The following is a 17793-nucleotide window of genomic DNA, read 5'->3' on the forward strand; positions in this document are numbered from 1 at the left end:
ATCTGGCGCGGATCTCATCGTAGAGCTGGGACTAATGAAAGTCTCTAATAGACTCTGAATACATTAGCGCAAACCATCTCCGTTATTTTAAATTATTAACTTGCAAAACGGGGCGTACCATACATTTGCCCCAAAACGTGTTTAGGCCAATGCCTCAAAAGAGCGAGTAACGGACGTTCAGATTTTTTAAACCCTTACTTTTCAGCCTCTGAATCAAAACCTTTCCCCCATATTCAAGAAAATGCGCAAATTGCGCACTTTTATCTTTCTAAAAAAATTAACCACATGTATTTTTAATAATACTGGCAACTAGTTATCAACTTTGTTAAAACTAAAGCATTCAGAAAAGTGAGCGATTGCAAATCAGAAATATGCGCAATTTGCGCACTATTAAATTGTTAGTTTTTACAAGGAGAGTTGGCGTTGTCAGCAGAAAATTTTTTAAACGCAGAGACTGATACTTTTGGTGGGATCATCAAAGGTGATAACAAATTCAAAGTCCCTCTTTATCAAAGAGACTATTCATGGAACAAAACCCACTGGAATGATCTGTGGTTAGATATTGAAACTAACAGGAAAAGTAACTCAAAGCATTACATGGGATCTGTGGTTTTAGTATCTAAACACAAAAAACAATATGATATCATCGACGGTCAGCAACGATTAACAACTCTTACTATATTGGTATTAGCTGTCGTTGATACATTGAATGATTTAGTTAAACGAGAAATAGATGTAGAAAATAATGAAAAGAGAATAGAACTATTAGTAACCGACTTTATTGGTAAAAAATCTCTGTCTTCATTAAATTATGAAAATAAAATTGAATTAAATGAAAGTAATAACCCTTTCTTTTCGACTTACCTCACCAATTTTAGAAAACCTGTAAATATCAAATCCGCCATTAAAAGTAATAAATTGCTTTTCGACTGTTTTAATTATTATAAAGAATTAATCAAAGAAGAAATTTTTATGGAGGAAGATGTTTCTTCATTAATTTCTTTTGTTGAGTATGTTTCCGATAGTTTGTTGTTTATCCAAATTACTGCAACAGATGATTTAAGTGCTTATCTGATTTTCGAAACTCTTAATGATCGAGGTTTAGATTTGTCAGTAACTGATTTATTGAAGAACTATCTATTTTCCATCGTTGATGAGACAGATAAAAGTCATGTTAAAAATATTTGGGATGTAACGATAAATCACGTTTCATATTCGGGGTTCCCTAAGTTTCTGCGCCATTACTGGATGATGCAAAATGGTTTAATTCAAGAGAAAGAGTTGTTTAAAACTGTCAAAAGACACATCAATACTCCTAAAACAGCTTTTGACTTGTTAAATAGTATGAGTGAAGTTTCAGAGGTTTATGCCGCTTTAGGTGACTCAACCCATCAATTGTGGGAAGGAGAGGAAAAAGTTAAAAGGCATATTAGAGAACTAAGTCTATTTAACGTTACTCAATGTTATCCACTGTTAATTAATGCTTATTTGTACTTAGAACATGAAGATTGGGTTGCTACTTTAAGAATTTGCTCTGTAATTTCGTTCAGATACATGGTCGTCTCAGGGTTAAACCCAAATGCGCTAGAGTCTAAATATAATGAAGCATGTAAGGCAATTAATGCAGGAACAGCCAAAACGGCGAGAGACATATTTGTTATTTTGCAACCACTGTACGTTAGCGATGAAGATTTCGAACGTAATTTTGAATCTAAATCAATTAGAACTAAAAGATCAGCGAAATTGGCAAGATATATAGTTTATAGCATCGAAAATCACCTATCTGAACATTCATTTGATTTTGAGTATGATAATGGTTCACTTGAACATGTATTACCTGAAAATCCATCTACTGAGTGGAGTGAAAACTTTCCTAAAGACATCGAAGAAAGTTTTATTTATAGGCTTGGTAACTTCACATTATTAGAGCCAGATAAGAATCGTGTTATCGGCAACAAAAACTTTGAGCATAAATCTGAAGTCTATAAAACAAGTAGATATGAATTAACAAAAAGATTTGGTTATCAAAAATGGGATCAAGATAACCTTAAAGCTAGACAAAAATACTTAGCGAAACAAGCTAAAGCAGTATGGCATCTACCTTACGCGTAAAGTAAAAACTAACAAGTTGCTTAAACGGACAAAAAACAGCTGGCTTTTGCTCGTACCTCGCTAATTTTAGCCAGCTATTTTTCTGCCGCTTAGCAAACCGTTATGTGTAAATGGAAGTCATGGATAAATTAGCTGTTGAACAAGCAATCATTCAGGCTCTAAAGGAGCTAGAAGAATCAGGCGATATAGTTGTTACCACAACAATACCATCGCTAGTCGCTTCGAAAATAGGCAAGGCTGTGCAAGCGGTTTCTCCAAATCTGTTAACACAGGAAGAGTTTTCGGCAGTAAAAAATGCAGTAAATGTAACTTGGTCGGGTTTTCACCTAGACGACTGGGATTTTCAAACTCACATTGGCCTTACTCGTGAGCAACTAAAAGACACTCTAAATAAAATGGGCAAAACCGAGTGAAACACATAACAAACAAAGGCAGCATCGCCCTGCGGGCTGGACGGCTTCGCCGCCGCTGCTTTTGGCGTTAAATTGCCCCCAAGTTTCTAGATAGGAGTAAAAATGTCTAGTCCAATAAAATTAAATCTACAGAACACTAGGACAGCTATTCAATCAAATATTGAAACTGCTCTGATAGATGGAGTCGGGCTAGGACACCGGTCAACGCTGTATGGGTCAGTCAAGGGCTATCAGAAGCTTGATGAGCCAGCGATCGTTTCAAGCTTGTTTCAGTACTCACTACCAGAAATACAACGCATATTAAATTATTTCTTGAACCAAACGGGGATTACAGCTCAAATTCAAGGGCACTTTTGTCACCAACGTCCAATAGTTACTTGGGGCGGCGCTTCCAAAAATCCAGAATTGGGTGATTTGTTTGTAGTGCATATGCATTATGATAGCAATCTCTCTGTTTATATGAACTCTTTACTGTTACAGGCAAAGGTATCAAGTGCAAAAGGTTATACGGCTAGTGTCGGTAAAAGTGACCAGCACCAGTTGCACTTATATGAAAAATGGCCGAAATTTGATTATGTAAGACCTCGGAAAATCGTGGGTCGGGATGTTACACCTAAAAAGGCATTTGATGGCGCACAATATTTATTGCTTCACGAAAATTTAAAGCAACATGGTACTTATCGAAGTAATGGTTTTAAAAATAATACATCTTTTAATATTGCCCAAGCGAGTGGTTCTCTTAAAATCAACAATCCATTGTCAAAGGCTCTAGTAGATTTTTTGTGTGGTGATACTGGGCAACAATTTTATGATACAAAACATCTAAAATACTCGGAATGGTGTAAAGTCTGCTGGGATCTTTTACTTGATGGGTCTAGTTATAATGCGAAAAAAGTAAATGTAATTAACGAACCGCGTCTATTGGGCTTTAAATTATCTGCATTACCTATTAGTACAGTTATTATCCAAACAGGTTCAATTAACTTCCCACAGCAATTCGATTAAGGCAATTTAACAAAGCGTTTAAGACAGATTCCCAACGCTTGGCACTTTTCATTCCATCGTTGGCTTTTGTGTTTACGGTGGTCTAGTTAGGTTCAGTGGTAGCGTTGCTCACTACTTAACGCGGCGTTACGAATGACAGTTATTGGCACAAAACGGAAGTAACCCTCTGAATTTAATTATGTATCTGACAGTAATGAGCGAATAGCAGTCATTAGAAAATTATTTTTCAGCACTGATTTTATGTCCAGTTGCTATGTATTTCTCCTATATTCAGGAAAACGACCCAATGGGTCGATATTAAATTGTTATAACCTAAGAGAGAATAGTAGATGACTCCAAACCCGATGGATGAGCTAAAAATAGTTCAAGATATTATTACCACTCAGGAGGAACTTTGTTTCAAAGTTTTTAGTTGGGCTGTTGGCTTCGTGACTGCTTTCACTATAGGTTTATTTCACAAATCAATTAACATTCCTAGCTTTGCATATATGGCATGTGGCCTAATCATTGTAAGTGGTTTATTTATTGTTGCGCGCCATCATTGGCATACTTATTTATCAGCAGTTATTAGATCCCGCCAAATAGAATCTGAAATAAATGATGAAACATATTCTAAAGTGCAAATAAATCACGTACTCCGAACTGATAAAAGTATTGGCATATTTGGCGGTTACAAACTTTGGCTCCCATATTTAGTGTTATCGTCAGTCGTTGTCGTCGCAGGAATCTTTAGTGGGTTATAACAAGGCCAAGCAACATCAGTCGCTGCGCTCCTTGGACAGCCTTGCGCTCGCGCCTTTTGTGCATGGCTTTGCCATTGTCGCACAAAAGCCACAATCACAAGTCTGCCGTTGTTGGCGGCTTTACGAATGGCAGCTTCTGGCACAGAACCGTCCTTAGGCTCTAAATTGTTTCTGTCCAAAAATGTGTCAGAGTCGTCGACTGCACCTCGTTTAAACCTACCGGTTAGCAGAAACCCTAACCTAACTGCTAAAAGCATAAGGTCATATTTGAGCTGCCACGATTCATTGCCCGTCTATTACAAATTATTTTTCTGAAAAGCTTTTTATAAATTCTATCGTGAGGAAGGTAACAAAGGTGCCATTAGCTGTCTTCCTATATATCCCCCCCAATCAACACCTAATCAAACCTAAAAATGAGAAAATAAGTTTAGATTAATATGGTGCGATAAATGTGCGATATAAATAAAAGAATGTAGAGTTTAGGTGCGATAAAGTAAATAGGTAAGTTAATTAACTTATTGAATAGAGTGTAGAAAAATGGTCGGCATAGCAGGATTTGAACCTGCGACCCCTGACACCCCATGACAGTGCGCTACCAAGCTGCGCTATATGCCGACGTTGAAAGTCATAGTACGGCTTTTTTTATAAAAATCAATATCAGCGCAGTTCGATTGCCTGTTTATTGTTCAGGCAATCGGTATTAAATCAATGGGCTAGTGGTTAATCTAGCCAATCGTTGATCGTTTTGTACATAAAGTCGCGTATTAATGGTTGAGCATCGGCGTTAGGGTGGAGGTTATCGTTTTGCATTAGCTCAGGACGGCCTGCAATATTAAGCATGAAAAAAGGCATGAGTTCAGAATCTGTTTCATCAGCAATAGTTTTAAAGCTATCGGTGAAAAGTTTGGTATAACGAGGGCCATAGTTTGGTGGAATTTGTACTTCCATTATGGCGGTTTTCGCCCCAGTTTGTTGGCTTTTCGCTATTAAATCACGTAGGTTAGTTTGAAGGCGTTTAATAGGGAAACCACGTAAACCATCGTTTCCGCCAAGCTCAATAAGCACATGAGTGGGTTCAAATTCACTTAGTAACGCGTCGAGTCGTCTTAAGGCGCCGCCGGTAGTTTCACCACTAATACTAGCGTTTACTAAATATACAGATTGGTCTTTTTCATCGTACTTATCTTGTAACAATTTAACCCAGCCTTGTTCTTGTTTAAGGCCGTATGCGGCGCTTAAACTGTCACCTAAAATTAAAATTGTGTTGTCAGCTGCTGCCGTAAGTGGTTTGATTACTAACAGTAAAACGAATATAAAACGTAGGATTGGATGCATCATATGTCAGCGCTTTCTCAATTAAACATCATTCAAGTTAAAGGACTTTCTAAAACGGTCACCACGGTTGAGGGCAACCTGACCATCCTCAGTGACATCAGCTTTAATGTCAAGTCGGGTGACTCAGTTGCAGTAGTGGGCACCTCTGGTTCGGGTAAGTCTACTTTATTAAGTTTGTTAGCCGGACTTGACCAATCAACTAGCGGCAGTATTTATTTAGATGGTGCTGCTTTGCACGAATTAGGCGAAGAAGCACGCGCGGCACTTCGCGCCGAAAAAGTGGGGTTTGTGTTTCAGTCTTTCATGCTTGTACAAAGCTTAACAGCACTTGAAAACGTGATGCTACCGGCTGAACTTGCCGGTAGTAAAGACGCGAAACAGCAAGCGCTTGAGCTACTTGAAAAAGTAGGTTTAAGTCACCGTGTTGGCCATTACCCATCGCAATTATCTGGCGGTGAGCAGCAGCGTGTAGCTATTGCGCGTGCATTTATTGGTACACCGAAAATCTTATTTGCCGATGAACCATCAGCGAACCTTGATAGCAAAAACGGTAAATTAATTGAGTCATTATTATTTGAATTAAATAAAGAGCACGGCACGACACTTATTTTAGTAACGCATGATGAGCAGCTTGCACAAAAGTGTCAGCAAATTTTACACATTGAAGCAGGGCAGTTAGTAACTGTAAAAGAAAGCGAAGGAGTGCAAGCGAATGTGGGCTAAATTAGCACTAAAACTGTTTTCACGTGAGTTTAAACGCGGTGAGTTAACAGTGATCAGTGCAGCAATTGCCTTAGCTGTTCTCACTGTTTTAACACTGTCTATGGTTACCGACCGAATTGGTCAAAGTATTGAAGAAAAAAGCAGTGCCTTTATTGCTGCTGATCGCGTTTTAGCAAGTAACCATGCTTTACCTGCCGAGTTTTTAGAAAAAGCCAACCAAGAAAACTTACGTACCGCTAAAATAACCTATTTCGATACCATGTTATTTGCTGGTGAAGAAATGCAGCTTGGCTCGGTGAAAGCGGTATCAAACACCTATCCGTTAAAAGGCGAGTTAAAAGTAAAAACTAGCCTGACTGATCAACCACAAGTAACTGCTGATATCCCAAGTCGTGGTGAAGTGTGGTTAAGTGAATCAGTGTTTTATGCGTTAAACATTAAAGTGGGCGATAAAGTAGAGCTTGGCGCTGCTACGTTTACTGCTAGTCATGTTGTAGCCGAAGAGCCTGATGCACCGTTTAATGTGTTTTCAAGCAGCCAGCGAATCTTAATTAATGAAGCAGACATAGCTGTTACAGAGGTAATTCAGCCGGGTAGTCGAGTGTTTTATCGTCAGCTTTATGCTGGCAGCAAAGACAATTTAGATACCTTCTATGCGTGGTTAAAACCACAAATGAAAGAAAACCAGCGTTGGTATGGTGTTAAAGACCGCCAGTCTCCTATTTCTAATAGTTTAAATCGTGCCGAGAGTTATCTATTGCTAGCAGGTTTACTTGGCATTATTTTAGCCGCTGTTGCTATTGCGGTATCGGCAAAACGGTATTGTGAGCGTCAATATGACCCGGTTGCCATGATGAAAACGCTGGGCGGAAGCCGCGCTATGATACGTAAAATCTATTTACTTCACTTGAGCCTTGTTTGTTCAATGTCGGTCATAGTTGGTTTACTGATTGGTTATGGCTTACAAGCAGTTGCAACAGATTATTTAGCACAAACCATGGGCACAGCACTACCAAGTGCATCTGCTAAACCTTGGATTATTGCTATTAGTACCGGCGTGATTTGTGCGGTAATGTTTTCTATTAAACCACTTCTCGATTTATTTGATATTCCTCCGCTGCGCGTGCTTCGCCGTAATTTAGGCGACCGTTTATTGGTTAGTAAAGTGCACTTGGCTATGTCGGCGCTTACTGTGTTTTTACTCATGTGGTTATTTAGTAATAACATCAAAATAAGTGCCATTTTGTTTCTTTCAACTGCATTTTTAATTGCGGTGTTATTTGCTTTATCAAAGGTTATTTTTGGCGGTGGTCGCAAACTCGGTTTAAGCCCAGGTAATAGTTGGTCATTGGCGATAGCATCAATTCAAAAGCGTGCCAACGTTAATGCCGTACAATTAATTAGCTTTGCATTGGCTATAAAATTGTTATTGTTTTTAATTGTATTGAAGAACGACATGATCTCGGATTGGCAGTCACAGCTTCCAGAAAATGCACCTAATTCATTTTTAGTGAACATTACTGAGCAAGAACTAGAACCTATTACTAGTTTCTTAGCGCAAAATGATATGCCAACGTCTGATTTTTACCCGGTTGTTCGTGGCCGTGTAAACGCCGTTAATGGTGAGCTGGTTGCCCGCGAAGTATCGCAAGAAGATAACGAAAAGAAAGACGAAGAAGCTCGCTCTGGCATTGGCCGTGAGCTAAATCTAACTTGGCGCAAGGACTTGCCAAATCAAAACGAGCTTATCGACGGTACATGGTTTAGTGAAAACTCAGTGGCTGAGGCATCGGTTGAAGAGTCTATGCTTAAACGCTTAGATGTAAAAATAGGTGATACGCTTACTTTCTTAATAGGTGCACAGTCTTTCGATGCAAAAATTACCAGTGTTCGAAAAGTTAACTGGACGACACTCAAACCTAACTTCTTTATTATTTTAAGTCCTGATGTGCTAGCCAGTTTTCCTGCTACTTATATTTCATCGGTGAATGTAAAAGCGGATAAAAAACGCGAATTTAATGAGTTAATGCGTCAATACCCAACAGTGAATGTGATTGATGTTGAAAGCTTTATTAAACAGATTCGCTCAACAATAGAGCAAGTATCGTTAGCGATTGGTTTTGTACTAGCAATTGTCGTTGCCTGTGGAGCTTTAGTGCTTATTTCACAAGTACAAGCAAGTTTGGGTGAGCGTATGCAAGAGATTGTCATCTTAAGAACTTTAGGTGCTAAAGGGCGTTTAATTAAAAATGCCACCTTATATGAGTTTTTATTATTAGGGGTTACGGCAGGCTTAGTCGCTGCCATTGTCAGTGATATTGCTTTATTAATTGTACAAAAACAGATGTTCGAATTAGCAGGTAAATTCCATCCTCATATTTGGCTTATTGGCCCAGCAGTAGGAGGCCTATTTGTGGCGTGTTTGGGTTATTTGATGATAGCGCGCACAATGCGAAAAAATACCCAAGGCTTATTACGCTCACTGGCATAAGATTCTAACTAAAAACGCGTTTATAAAATGCTCGCAATTGCGGGCATTTTTTATGAATTGCAATTGGTTACTGGTAATTTATACAGTGCTCTGGCATTATTAACACAGATAATAATGATAATAGATGGGTCAGTTAGTTGGCGATTATTTTAGGGATTGATCCTGGTTCACGATTAACAGGGTACGGCGTGATTGCTCACCAAGGTGCTAAGTTCACTTATTTAGGAAGTGGTTGCATAAAATTGGCAGATCACGATTTTCCTGTTCGTTTAAAAATGATTTACCAAGGGATCAGTCAATTGGTAGAGCAATTCTCCCCAGACAGCTTTGCTATCGAAAAAGTGTTTATGGCACATAACCCTGATTCGGCACTAAAACTTGGTCAAGCTCGTGGCGCTGCCATTGTTGGCGCTTCAATGGCTGAGCTGCCAGTTTATGAATATTCAGCAAGGCAAATCAAGCAAGCTGTTGTGGGTAATGGCGGAGCCGATAAGTCTCAAGTACAACATATGGTAAAGAATATTTTAAAGCTGCCAGGCACTCCTCAAGCCGATGCCGCTGACGCTCTAGCAATTGCTATATGTCATGCACACTCAGAACAAAATTTAATTAAACTTGCGGGCAGTGCGAGCAAAACCGTAAGAGGACGATTAAGGAAGTAATATGATTGGTCGATTAAATGGCTTACTTGTTGAAAAACAGCCGCCAGAAATTCTTATTGAAGTAAGTGGTGTAGGCTACGAAGTACAAATGCCTATGACCTGCTTTTATGATTTACCCGCAGTAGGTGAGCAAGCGATTATTTATACCCATTTTGTGGTACGTGAAGATGCCCAGCTATTATTTGGTTTTAACAATAAAACAGAGCGCGCTTTATTTAGAGAGCTATTAAAGGCTAATGGCGTAGGACCAAAATTAGGACTTGCGATTTTATCGGGTATGTCAGCACAGCAATTTGTAAGTTGTGTAAACAATGAAGATGCAACCACACTGGTTAAACTTCCGGGGGTTGGTAAAAAAACTGCTGAGCGCTTAGTACTCGAAATGAAAGACAGACTGAAAGATTGGGGTAATGACTTATTTACACCATTTAGCGATAATGCCGTCATTGAGCCTGCAAGTGATGATACCCTAGTGGCAAATAATGCTGCCGATGATGCAGTGTCTGCACTTGTGGCGTTAGGTTATAAGCTACCGCAAGCACAAAAAGCGGTGAAAGCAGTGAACAAACCAGATATGACGACAGAGGTTCTAATTAAAGAAGCTCTAAAATCAATGTTGTGAGTAAACCATGATAGAAGCAGATCGCTTAATAGATGCGAGTGAACAAAGTAACGAAGACAGTGTTGATCGTGCCATACGGCCAAAACTGTTAACAGATTACACTGGCCAGCCGCATGTTAAGCAACAAATGGAAATATTTATCGAGGCGGCTCGCCATCGTGGCGAAGCCCTGGATCACCTATTAATATTTGGTCCACCGGGTCTTGGTAAAACCACACTTGCAAACATTGTTGCCAACGAGCTTAACGTTAGTATTAAAACAACGTCAGGGCCAGTACTCGAAAAAGCTGGCGATTTAGCTGCTCTTTTAACTAACCTTGAAGAAGGTGACGTACTGTTTATTGACGAAATTCACCGCTTGAGCCCGCAGGTCGAAGAGATTTTGTATCCAGCAATGGAAGACTATCAGCTGGATATTATGATCGGTGAGGGCCCAGCCGCACGTTCAATTAAACTTGATTTACCGCCATTTACTTTAATAGGTGCGACAACCCGTGCAGGTTCACTGACGTCACCACTGAGAGACCGTTTTGGCATAGTGCAGCGTTTAGAATTTTATTCGGTTGAAGATTTATCAAAAATAGTTGCTCGTTCAGCAAGATTTTTAGATTTAACTATGTGCAATGAAGGTGCCACAGAAATAGCCAAGCGCTCACGTGGCACACCGCGAATAGCGAACCGTTTGTTACGCCGTGTTCGTGATTACACGCAAGTTAAATCTGACGGTAAAGTTAACGCATCGGTTGCAGAGCAAGCCCTCGATATGATTGATGTCGATAAAAGCGGTTTTGACTACATGGATAGAAAATACCTATTAGCTATTATCGAAAAATTTATGGGCGGCCCAGTTGGCCTTGATAACCTTGCAGCTGCAATAGGCGAAGAAAAAGAAACGATTGAAGATGTAATAGAACCGTTTTTAATTCAACAAGGCTTTATACAACGTACCCCGCGCGGACGACTTGTATCAGACATCGCTTACTTGCACTTTGGACTAACCCCAGATAAATAACAAAACTCAGGTTAGTTACAAAAGCTTTAAGTTATAAGTATTAAGCAGCTCGAGAGGGCTGCTTTTTAATAGAGAAAAGTTGACTTTTTAAATGGCAATATAGATTTTACCGCATACCGCATACCGCATACCGCATACCGCATACCGCATACCGCATACCGCATACCGGCAAGAGTCATCTAACACCTGTAATTCACATGCTGTTAAGTTTTTGATAGGTATTCTCGTTGACGTTTGCGCAGGCAAAAAAAAGCCCGCATAAGGATGCGGGCAAACAACAAGTTGAAGGAAGTAATTCAGGGAACTACGGTCTACTAAAAGAAGGTTTTATCCTGATTTCAGTAAACCTAGAGCAATACGAAACTTCATATTGCTAAAAACGGAGCTTAATGAAAGAAACTTTCATGAGGTTGCTAGCTCGGTATAGGTAAATAATACGCAATGATGGATTTTTCTTCAAACTAGAAAAATTTAATTTTCAGATTAAAAAAACTAATGTGAGCAAAAAATTCTATTGTTTTCTTTTTGTTCGCTTTGTGGTTATTTTCTCTTTAACTGCATGAATAGAGTGGTTTTTATAAAATTCAAATTCTGTATTCAGGATTAGTTTAAGTATTCTGTAGTAGATTTGCAAAAGTACTTTTGGGTGTTTATGCGTAATTTATGAATAAACGTCGTGTTTTTGATTGTTTTGGTTGCTTTTAAGCGTCACTCTAGTGACTTATTATTAAGGTAAAAATATGCATAAAAGTATTTGTAAAATTCAATCTGGCTAAAAAATAACTAAGCAAATTGCTTTTTACCGTTATTTGCCGCTAATTCACAGCAAGAGCGTTGTCAGTTCATAATTGACTAGATACACTAGTTGTAACTTTTGGCCATGTTTGTGGTCAATAAATACAAGTGTAAAAAATATAACAAATTACATAGAAATCTATTTTTAGGAGTTTAACGTGGGATCAGGGCTTAACTTTTTAGATCTTATTCTAGAAGCCAGTGTACTTGTCCAGCTAGTAATGTTGGCATTAGTCGGCATGTCGGTAATGTCATGGGCAATTATTTTTCAACGTAAAAAAGCGATTTCTGATGCACTTAATGGCGCTAAGCGCTTTGAGCAAAAGTTTTGGTCAGGAATAGACTTAAGTAAATTATATAATGAAGTTTCAGCTCGTCCTGGTGGCGCATCAGGTGTTGAAGCATTATTCGTTGCTGGTTTTAAGGAGTTTGCACGACATAAGAAAAATTCACCGCAAAGTGCAAGCATCGTAATGGAAGGCACACATCGTTCAATGCGTGTTGCGTTGTCACGCGAAGTTGAAAAACTAGAATCAAGTTTATCGTTTTTAGCGACAGTGGGTTCAATTAGTCCTTATATCGGCCTTTTTGGTACGGTGTGGGGTATCATGAACGCATTCATTGCATTAGGTGAAGTTAAGCAAGCAACTTTACAAATGGTTGCGCCGGGTATCGCCGAAGCACTTATCGCAACAGCGATGGGTTTATTCGCAGCAATCCCTGCAGTTATTGCGTACAACCGTTTTGCAAATAAAGTAGAAAAGCTTGAAGGTAATTACATTAACTTCATGGAAGAGTTCGCCAATATTTTACACCGCCAAGCAGCTGCGCAAATAGAGGCTAAAGCGAATGTATCAGCGTAAGAAACGTCGCCCAGTAGGTGAGATAAATGTAGTTCCTTACATTGATGTAATGTTGGTACTACTTATTATATTTATGGCAACTGCACCACTTATTACTCATGGTGTAAAAGTGGACTTGCCGAAAATGGAAGAATCGGATCTTGTAGATACCAAAGATACACCACCTATCATTGCATCAATTGATGCTGAAGGTAAGTACTATGTAAGTATCGGCACTGATCCAGAAGCTCCTATGGAAGCAATTGATGTAGCTGCTGTTATAAAATTACAACTTCAGAAAAACCCCGATACTCCGGTTATGATAAAAGGTTCTGGTCGTGTTTCTTATCAAGAAGTGTTGCTGTTAATGGACTTTTTGAAAAATGCCGGTGTGCCTTCAGTGGGTCTTATGACTGAGTCATTTGAGGGTTAGTATGCGTGAATCAGTAATAAAGTCGCTTCTATTGCACCTTGGTATTATTGTTTTCTTAGTCGTATCAGCGAACTTTCATATGCCAGCTCCTAAGGTAATGGAGGTGACATTGAATCCGGCTATGCCTGAACCAGAAAAAGCGGTTTCTGCAGTAACGGTTGATCAACAAAAGGTTGAGCAGAAAATTGCTGAACTTAAAAAGCAAGAAGAAGCAAAAAAACAAGCCGAAGCAAAGCGAATTCGAGATCTTGAACGTCGTGCAAATGACGCACGTAAGCAACGCGAAGCTGAAGACCGTCGTCTTAAAAAGTTAGAGCAACAACGCCGAGCGAAAGAGAAAGAAAGAGCAGAAGCTGAGGCTCAAGCGAAGAAAGCACGTGAAATACAAGAGAAAGAACGTGCCAAAGCTAAGCAGGCTGAAAAGCAAAAGCAAGAAGCTGAAGCCGCAGCAAAAGCCGCAGCTGAAAAACGTAAAGCTGAAGAAGAGGCGTTAAAGAAAGCGGAAGCAGAGCGCAAGCGTAAAGCTGCTGAAGCTGAAGCTGAAGCTGAACGTAAACGTAAAGAAGCTGAAGCAGAGCGTAAACGTCAGCAGGCATTGCAAGAACAAATGCTGCAAGAGCAGTTAGCTGCTGAGCAGGCTGCACGAAATAAAATACGTCAGCAACAAGTCTTGAATGAAGTTGATAAATATAAAGCGTTAATTATGGCGCGTATTCAACAAACTTTACTTATTGATGAAAAAATGAAGAATAAGCAATGTCGCGTTAACATTCGCCTTGGTTTTAACGGGTTAGTAACTCAAGTAAAATCACTTGGTGGTGATAAATTAGTGTGTGAAGCTGCTCTTCGTGCTGTCCGTATGGCCGATACACTACCAGTTTCGCCTGATAAAGATGTTTTCGAGCAACTGAAAAATATTAACTTAACAATTAAGCCAGAATTCTAAAGGAATGATATGTTCAACCAGATAAAAACAGCATGTTTTATTGTATTACTGGGCTTTCATGGCATTGCCAGTGCTGCACTAGAAATTGTTATCACTGAAGGTATTGATGGAGCACGCCCAATAGCGGTTGTTCCATTTAAATACCAGGGCGTTGGTCCCATCCCTGAAAAATTGAGCACCGTTATTGCAGCTGATTTGATGCGTAGTGGTAAATTTAAACCTATTGATGTGACAAATATGCCTCAATTACCCGGCAAAGATGCTGATGTAGATTATGGTGCATGGGTCAATCAAGGTGTTGAAGCGGTACTTGTTGGTCAAGTTGAGCAACAACCGGGTGGACGTTACTTAGTAAAATATGAGCTTATCGATGTGATCCGTGGTCAAATTACAGGCGGCGAAACGCAAATGATGAGTAATGGTCAATTAGTGAAGAGCCAAGACCATGTATTAGATGCTCGTGAGAGTGTTATATCTGAAACAGGGTTTCGCCGTTATGCGCACCGTATTAGCGATGTAGTTTACGAAGCGCTTACGGGTGAAAAAGGTGCGTTTTTAACAAAAATTGCTTACGTTATTGTACGTGATAATGAACCGAAGCCTTATCAACTCGTTGTTGCTGACTATGATGGCTACAATGAGCAAGTATTGCTTCGTTCTAAAGAGCCACTTATGTCCCCAGCTTGGTCACCAGATGGTACTAAGCTTGCGTATGTAACCTTTGAAAATCGTCAAAGCCAAATTTACATTCAAGATTTGTATACGGGCAAACGTGAGTTAATCACAAGCCATCCAGGTATTAATGGTGCACCACAGTTTTCACCTGATGGTAAAAAACTATTATTAGTACTTTCAAAAGACCGTAACGGTGCAACAGAAGTCTATGTTTTAGACCTTGCAACTCGCAAAGAAAAGCGTTTAACAAATCATCGTAGTATCGATACAGAGCCTTCTTGGTACCCAAATGGGCAAGATATCGTGTTTACGTCTGAAAGGGGTGGTAATGCCCAGATTTATAAGTTAAATTTGCAAACTGGTAGAGCAAAACGTATGACGTTTGATGGTGATATGAATTTAGCAGGTTCGATTTCACCAGACGGAAAAGAATTAGTGATGGTGAATCGTACTAACGGTCAATACCATCTTGCTAAAAAAGAGCTAGCTACAGGTGCGTTTCAAGTATTAACAAGAACTCGCCTAGATGAATCGCCGAGTATCGCTCCAAACGGTTCGATGATTATCTACAGCACGCTTCATAATAATAAACAGGTGTTGGCGTTAGTGTCTATGGACGGTCGCTTTAAAGCTCGCTTACCTGTGCTAGATGGACAAGTTAAGGCGCCAGCTTGGTCGCCTTATTTACAGTAATTTTACTGGTTTACTCAATATAGGAATCAATTCAATGCAACTTAATAAAACTTTAAAAGGCCTGCTTATTGCTGTGCCAGTGATGACATTAGCGGCGTGTAGCTCTTCTTCAGGTGTTGATGAGGGTGCTGCAAACCAATCTAACCAAGGTATGGTTGAGCAATCAAACACTGATACTGTTGAAGTTGCAACGCTTACTCCAGAGCAACAAGCTGAAGAAGCACTTCGTGAAAAGTACGAAGCGTTACGTCAAGAGCAAATCATCTACTTTGGTTTTGATAACGCAAAAATCCAAAGCAAATACGCGGAGCTTTTACAAGCACACGCTGAATTCTTAGTACAAAACCCATCAGTTAAAGTACTAATCGAAGGTCACGCTGATGAGCGCGGTACGCCTGAGTACAACATCGCACTTGGTGAGCATCGTGGTCAAGCAGTAGAAAAATACCTACAAAGCTTAGGTGTTTCTGCTAGCCAAATGTCAGTAGTGAGCTATGGTGAAGAGAAGCCAATGGTTAAGTCTCGCACTGAAGAAGCGTTCGCGAAGAATCGTCGCGCAGTATTAGTTTACTAATAAAGAGTCATTATGAAGCCGAAAATTATTTTGGCAGCAATGATCTTAAGCGGGAGCACCCAGTTATGGGCTGCTCCCGCTCCTGTTTCAGAAGCTGCAAGCTCGCAATCGAGCATTGAAAAGCGTTTAATCGCATTAGAAAACATGATGAAGTCACGTAATTTATTGCAAGCTGAGCTTCAGCAACAGCTCAATATCTTACAAGACGAAGTGAGCCAAGTTCGTGGTATTACTGAAGAGCAAAGTTACAAGCTTGAAAAAGTACTTCAGCGTCAGCGTGAGCTTTATCAAGAGATTGAAAACCGTGTCAGCCAAGCTTATAGCCAGCCCGCTGCCGCACAAACTCAACCTACTAACTCTTATACGGATGTAGGTGCATCACAGGCAATTAGTTCAGATTTATCTGAAAATGAAGCCTATGAGCGTGCAGTGGCGTTAATAATGAAAGATAAACGTTATGAGCAAGCAATTCCGGAGTTCCAAACATTCTTAACTACTTACCCTAATTCAGTATATGCATCTAATGCACATTATTGGTTAGGTCAGCTATTAACAATTCAAAACGATCAAGCAGGTGCGACTGAGCATTTCAAAGTAGTTGTGAATGAATACCCTAATTCTAATAAACGCCCTGATGCGATGTTAAAGTTAGGAAACTTATTAGCGGAGCAAGGTTTAGGCGAACAAGCCCTTAAAACCTTTAATGATTTAATTAATCAGTACCCAAGTACCACCGCTGCAAAATTAGCCACAGAACGTCTGTCGCAAATGTAGTTTTGACCTGATTAGACTGCTTTTTGACATAAGCGGTCTAAAATTAGGCAACTAGACATAAAAACTTAAAAAAAGAGATATTTTCTGTTGCACTCAGCATTTAAATAAGTATTATAAGCGCCCGCAGCAGGCGATTGGTAACAACAGCCGAAATGCGGAAAAAAGAGCGGGTCATTAGCTCAGTTGGTAGAGCAGTGGACTTTTAATCCATTGGTCGATGGTTCAAGTCCATCATGACCCACCATTCTTTCAGAATGGTAATCTTTAATCGACGGATTTACGTATAGCTTTTAAAAGCATTAGAGCGGGTCATTAGCTCAGTTGGTAGAGCAGTGGACTTTTAATCCATTGGTCGATGGTTCAAGTCCATCATGACCCACCATTCTTTGAATGGTTTTCTATCGGCGGATTTACGTAGCTTTTATAAGCATCAGAGCGGGTCATTAGCTCAGTTGGTAGAGCAGTGGACTTTTAATCCATTGGTCGATGGTTCAAGTCCATCATGACCCACCATTCTTTGAATGGCTTTATATCGGCGGATTTACGCAGCTTTTTATAAGCGTCAGAGCGGGTCATTAGCTCAGTTGGTAGAGCAGTGGACTTTTAATCCATTGGTCGATGGTTCAAGTCCATCATGACCCACCATTCTTTTTGAATGGTCTCATATCGGCGGATTTACGCAGCTTTTATAAGCATCAGAGCGGGTCATTAGCTCAGTTGGTAGAGCAGTGGACTTTTAATCCATTGGTCGATGGTTCAAGTCCATCATGACCCACCATTCTTTTTGAATGGTCTTATATCGGCGGATTTACGCAGCTTTTTATAAGCAACAGAGCGGGTCATTAGCTCAGTTGGTAGAGCAGTGGACTTTTAATCCATTGGTCGATGGTTCAAGTCCATCATGACCCACCATTCTTCGAATGGTTCTATATCGGCGGATCTA

At 39.8% G+C, this 17793-nt stretch carries 16 protein-coding genes and 7 tRNA genes; 20 read left to right on the top strand and 3 right to left on the bottom strand.

Going from position 1 to position 17793, the window contains the following annotated elements:
• Positions 1-423 precede the first annotated feature (423 nt).
• From J3455_RS10325 to J3455_RS10335, 3 genes are all read left to right on the top strand, one after another.
• A complete protein-coding gene (locus J3455_RS10325; RefSeq protein ID WP_349561668.1) occupies positions 424-2112 on the top strand; it encodes a DUF262 domain-containing protein in 1689 nt (562 codons plus the stop codon).
• A 119-nt stretch (positions 2113-2231) separates the two neighbouring features.
• The gene (locus J3455_RS10330) at positions 2232-2525 is read left to right on the top strand and encodes a hypothetical protein (protein ID WP_349561670.1); all 294 of its coding nucleotides are present in this window, start codon (positions 2232-2234) and stop codon (positions 2523-2525) included.
• A gap of 102 nt (positions 2526-2627) precedes the next feature.
• Entirely contained in the window at positions 2628-3530 is a 903-nt protein-coding gene (locus J3455_RS10335; protein ID WP_349561671.1) for a hypothetical protein, read from the top strand.
• 670 nt (positions 3531-4200) lie between these two features.
• Here J3455_RS10335 and J3455_RS10340 read toward each other — a convergent pair.
• From J3455_RS10340 to J3455_RS10350, 3 genes are all read right to left on the bottom strand, one after another.
• Positions 4201-4416 carry a hypothetical protein gene (locus J3455_RS10340; protein WP_349561672.1) on the bottom strand — a complete coding sequence of 72 codons (216 nt, stop codon included), beginning with the start codon at positions 4414-4416 and terminating at the stop codon, positions 4201-4203.
• Between the two features lie 395 nt (positions 4417-4811).
• Positions 4812-4888: transfer RNA gene (locus J3455_RS10345), tRNA-Pro, on the bottom strand.
• Positions 4889-4993: 105 nt separating this feature from the next.
• Positions 4994-5611 (bottom strand): arylesterase, encoded by a 618-nt coding sequence (locus J3455_RS10350; RefSeq protein WP_349561673.1) that lies wholly within the window; start codon positions 5609-5611, stop codon positions 4994-4996.
• Between J3455_RS10350 and J3455_RS10355 the strand changes: the two genes are divergently transcribed.
• The 17 genes from J3455_RS10355 (at position 5612) to J3455_RS10435 (ending at position 17762) form a co-directional block, all read left to right on the top strand.
• Entirely contained in the window at positions 5612-6331 is a 720-nt protein-coding gene (locus tag J3455_RS10355; protein ID WP_130051711.1) for an ABC transporter ATP-binding protein, read from the top strand.
• Complete coding sequence (locus J3455_RS10360; RefSeq protein WP_349561674.1) at positions 6321-8822, top strand: ABC transporter permease; 2502 nt, start codon at positions 6321-6323, stop codon at positions 8820-8822. The genes J3455_RS10355 and J3455_RS10360 overlap by 11 nt, the downstream gene beginning before the upstream one ends.
• Before the next feature lie 137 nt (positions 8823-8959).
• Entirely contained in the window at positions 8960-9484 is a 525-nt protein-coding gene (gene ruvC / locus J3455_RS10365) for a crossover junction endodeoxyribonuclease RuvC (RefSeq protein ID WP_054561285.1), read from the top strand.
• 1 nt (position 9485) lies between these two features.
• A complete protein-coding gene (gene ruvA / locus J3455_RS10370; protein ID WP_130051709.1) occupies positions 9486-10106 on the top strand; it encodes a Holliday junction branch migration protein RuvA in 621 nt (206 codons plus the stop codon).
• A gap of 7 nt (positions 10107-10113) precedes the next feature.
• The gene (gene ruvB / locus J3455_RS10375; protein WP_256854485.1) at positions 10114-11118 is read left to right on the top strand and encodes a Holliday junction branch migration DNA helicase RuvB; all 1005 of its coding nucleotides are present in this window, start codon (positions 10114-10116) and stop codon (positions 11116-11118) included.
• Between the two features lie 953 nt (positions 11119-12071).
• Positions 12072-12776 (top strand): protein TolQ, encoded by a 705-nt coding sequence (tolQ, locus tag J3455_RS10380; RefSeq protein WP_130051707.1) that lies wholly within the window; start codon positions 12072-12074, stop codon positions 12774-12776.
• On the top strand, positions 12763-13188 hold the full coding sequence (gene tolR, locus J3455_RS10385; RefSeq protein ID WP_130051706.1) for a protein TolR: 426 nt from the start codon (positions 12763-12765) through the stop codon (positions 13186-13188). The genes tolQ and tolR overlap by 14 nt, the downstream gene beginning before the upstream one ends.
• A gap of 1 nt (position 13189) precedes the next feature.
• Positions 13190-14134, top strand: a complete 945-nt coding sequence (tolA, locus tag J3455_RS10390) for a cell envelope integrity protein TolA (protein ID WP_349561675.1) — start codon at positions 13190-13192, stop codon at positions 14132-14134.
• A 9-nt stretch (positions 14135-14143) separates the two neighbouring features.
• On the top strand, positions 14144-15502 hold the full coding sequence (tolB, locus tag J3455_RS10395; protein WP_130051704.1) for a Tol-Pal system beta propeller repeat protein TolB: 1359 nt from the start codon (positions 14144-14146) through the stop codon (positions 15500-15502).
• 34 nt (positions 15503-15536) lie between these two features.
• A complete protein-coding gene (gene pal / locus J3455_RS10400) occupies positions 15537-16076 on the top strand; it encodes a peptidoglycan-associated lipoprotein Pal (protein ID WP_130051703.1) in 540 nt (179 codons plus the stop codon).
• A 12-nt stretch (positions 16077-16088) separates the two neighbouring features.
• Positions 16089-16850, top strand: coding sequence for a tol-pal system protein YbgF (gene ybgF / locus J3455_RS10405; protein WP_130051702.1), 762 nt, complete (start codon positions 16089-16091; stop codon positions 16848-16850).
• A 168-nt stretch (positions 16851-17018) separates the two neighbouring features.
• A tRNA-Lys gene (locus J3455_RS10410) sits at positions 17019-17094 on the top strand.
• Positions 17095-17156: 62 nt separating this feature from the next.
• Positions 17157-17232 (top strand) — tRNA-Lys (locus tag J3455_RS10415).
• A gap of 55 nt (positions 17233-17287) precedes the next feature.
• Positions 17288-17363: transfer RNA gene (locus J3455_RS10420), tRNA-Lys, on the top strand.
• A gap of 56 nt (positions 17364-17419) precedes the next feature.
• A tRNA-Lys gene (locus J3455_RS10425) sits at positions 17420-17495 on the top strand.
• Between the two features lie 57 nt (positions 17496-17552).
• Positions 17553-17628, top strand: a tRNA-Lys gene (locus tag J3455_RS10430).
• A 58-nt stretch (positions 17629-17686) separates the two neighbouring features.
• Positions 17687-17762 (top strand) — tRNA-Lys (locus J3455_RS10435).
• The last annotated feature ends 31 nt before the right edge of the window (positions 17763-17793 follow it).

The organism is Pseudoalteromonas sp. NFXS39, assembly GCF_040148775.1.
Taxonomy (GTDB): Bacteria; Pseudomonadota; Gammaproteobacteria; order Enterobacterales; family Alteromonadaceae; genus Pseudoalteromonas; species Pseudoalteromonas apostichopi.

Excerpts from the sequence above, each read along its gene's own strand:
- J3455_RS10330 (WP_349561670.1), top strand. The coding sequence starts at position 2,232 with ATGGATAAATTAGCTGTTGAACAAGCAATCATTCAGGCTCTAAAGGAG.
- J3455_RS10335 (WP_349561671.1), top strand. The coding sequence starts at position 2,628 with ATGTCTAGTCCAATAAAATTAAATCTACAGAACACTAGGACAGCTATT.
- J3455_RS10350 (WP_349561673.1), bottom strand. The coding sequence starts at position 5,611 with ATGATGCATCCAATCCTACGTTTTATATTCGTTTTACTGTTAGTAATC.
- J3455_RS10355 (WP_130051711.1), top strand. The coding sequence starts at position 5,612 with ATGTCAGCGCTTTCTCAATTAAACATCATTCAAGTTAAAGGACTTTCT.
- J3455_RS10360 (WP_349561674.1), top strand. The coding sequence starts at position 6,321 with ATGTGGGCTAAATTAGCACTAAAACTGTTTTCACGTGAGTTTAAACGC.
- ruvA (WP_130051709.1), top strand. The coding sequence starts at position 9,486 with ATGATTGGTCGATTAAATGGCTTACTTGTTGAAAAACAGCCGCCAGAA.
- ruvB (WP_256854485.1), top strand. The coding sequence starts at position 10,114 with ATGATAGAAGCAGATCGCTTAATAGATGCGAGTGAACAAAGTAACGAA.
- tolR (WP_130051706.1), top strand. The coding sequence starts at position 12,763 with ATGTATCAGCGTAAGAAACGTCGCCCAGTAGGTGAGATAAATGTAGTT.
- tolA (WP_349561675.1), top strand. The coding sequence starts at position 13,190 with ATGCGTGAATCAGTAATAAAGTCGCTTCTATTGCACCTTGGTATTATT.
- tolB (WP_130051704.1), top strand. The coding sequence starts at position 14,144 with ATGTTCAACCAGATAAAAACAGCATGTTTTATTGTATTACTGGGCTTT.
- pal (WP_130051703.1), top strand. The coding sequence starts at position 15,537 with ATGCAACTTAATAAAACTTTAAAAGGCCTGCTTATTGCTGTGCCAGTG.
- ybgF (WP_130051702.1), top strand. The coding sequence starts at position 16,089 with ATGAAGCCGAAAATTATTTTGGCAGCAATGATCTTAAGCGGGAGCACC.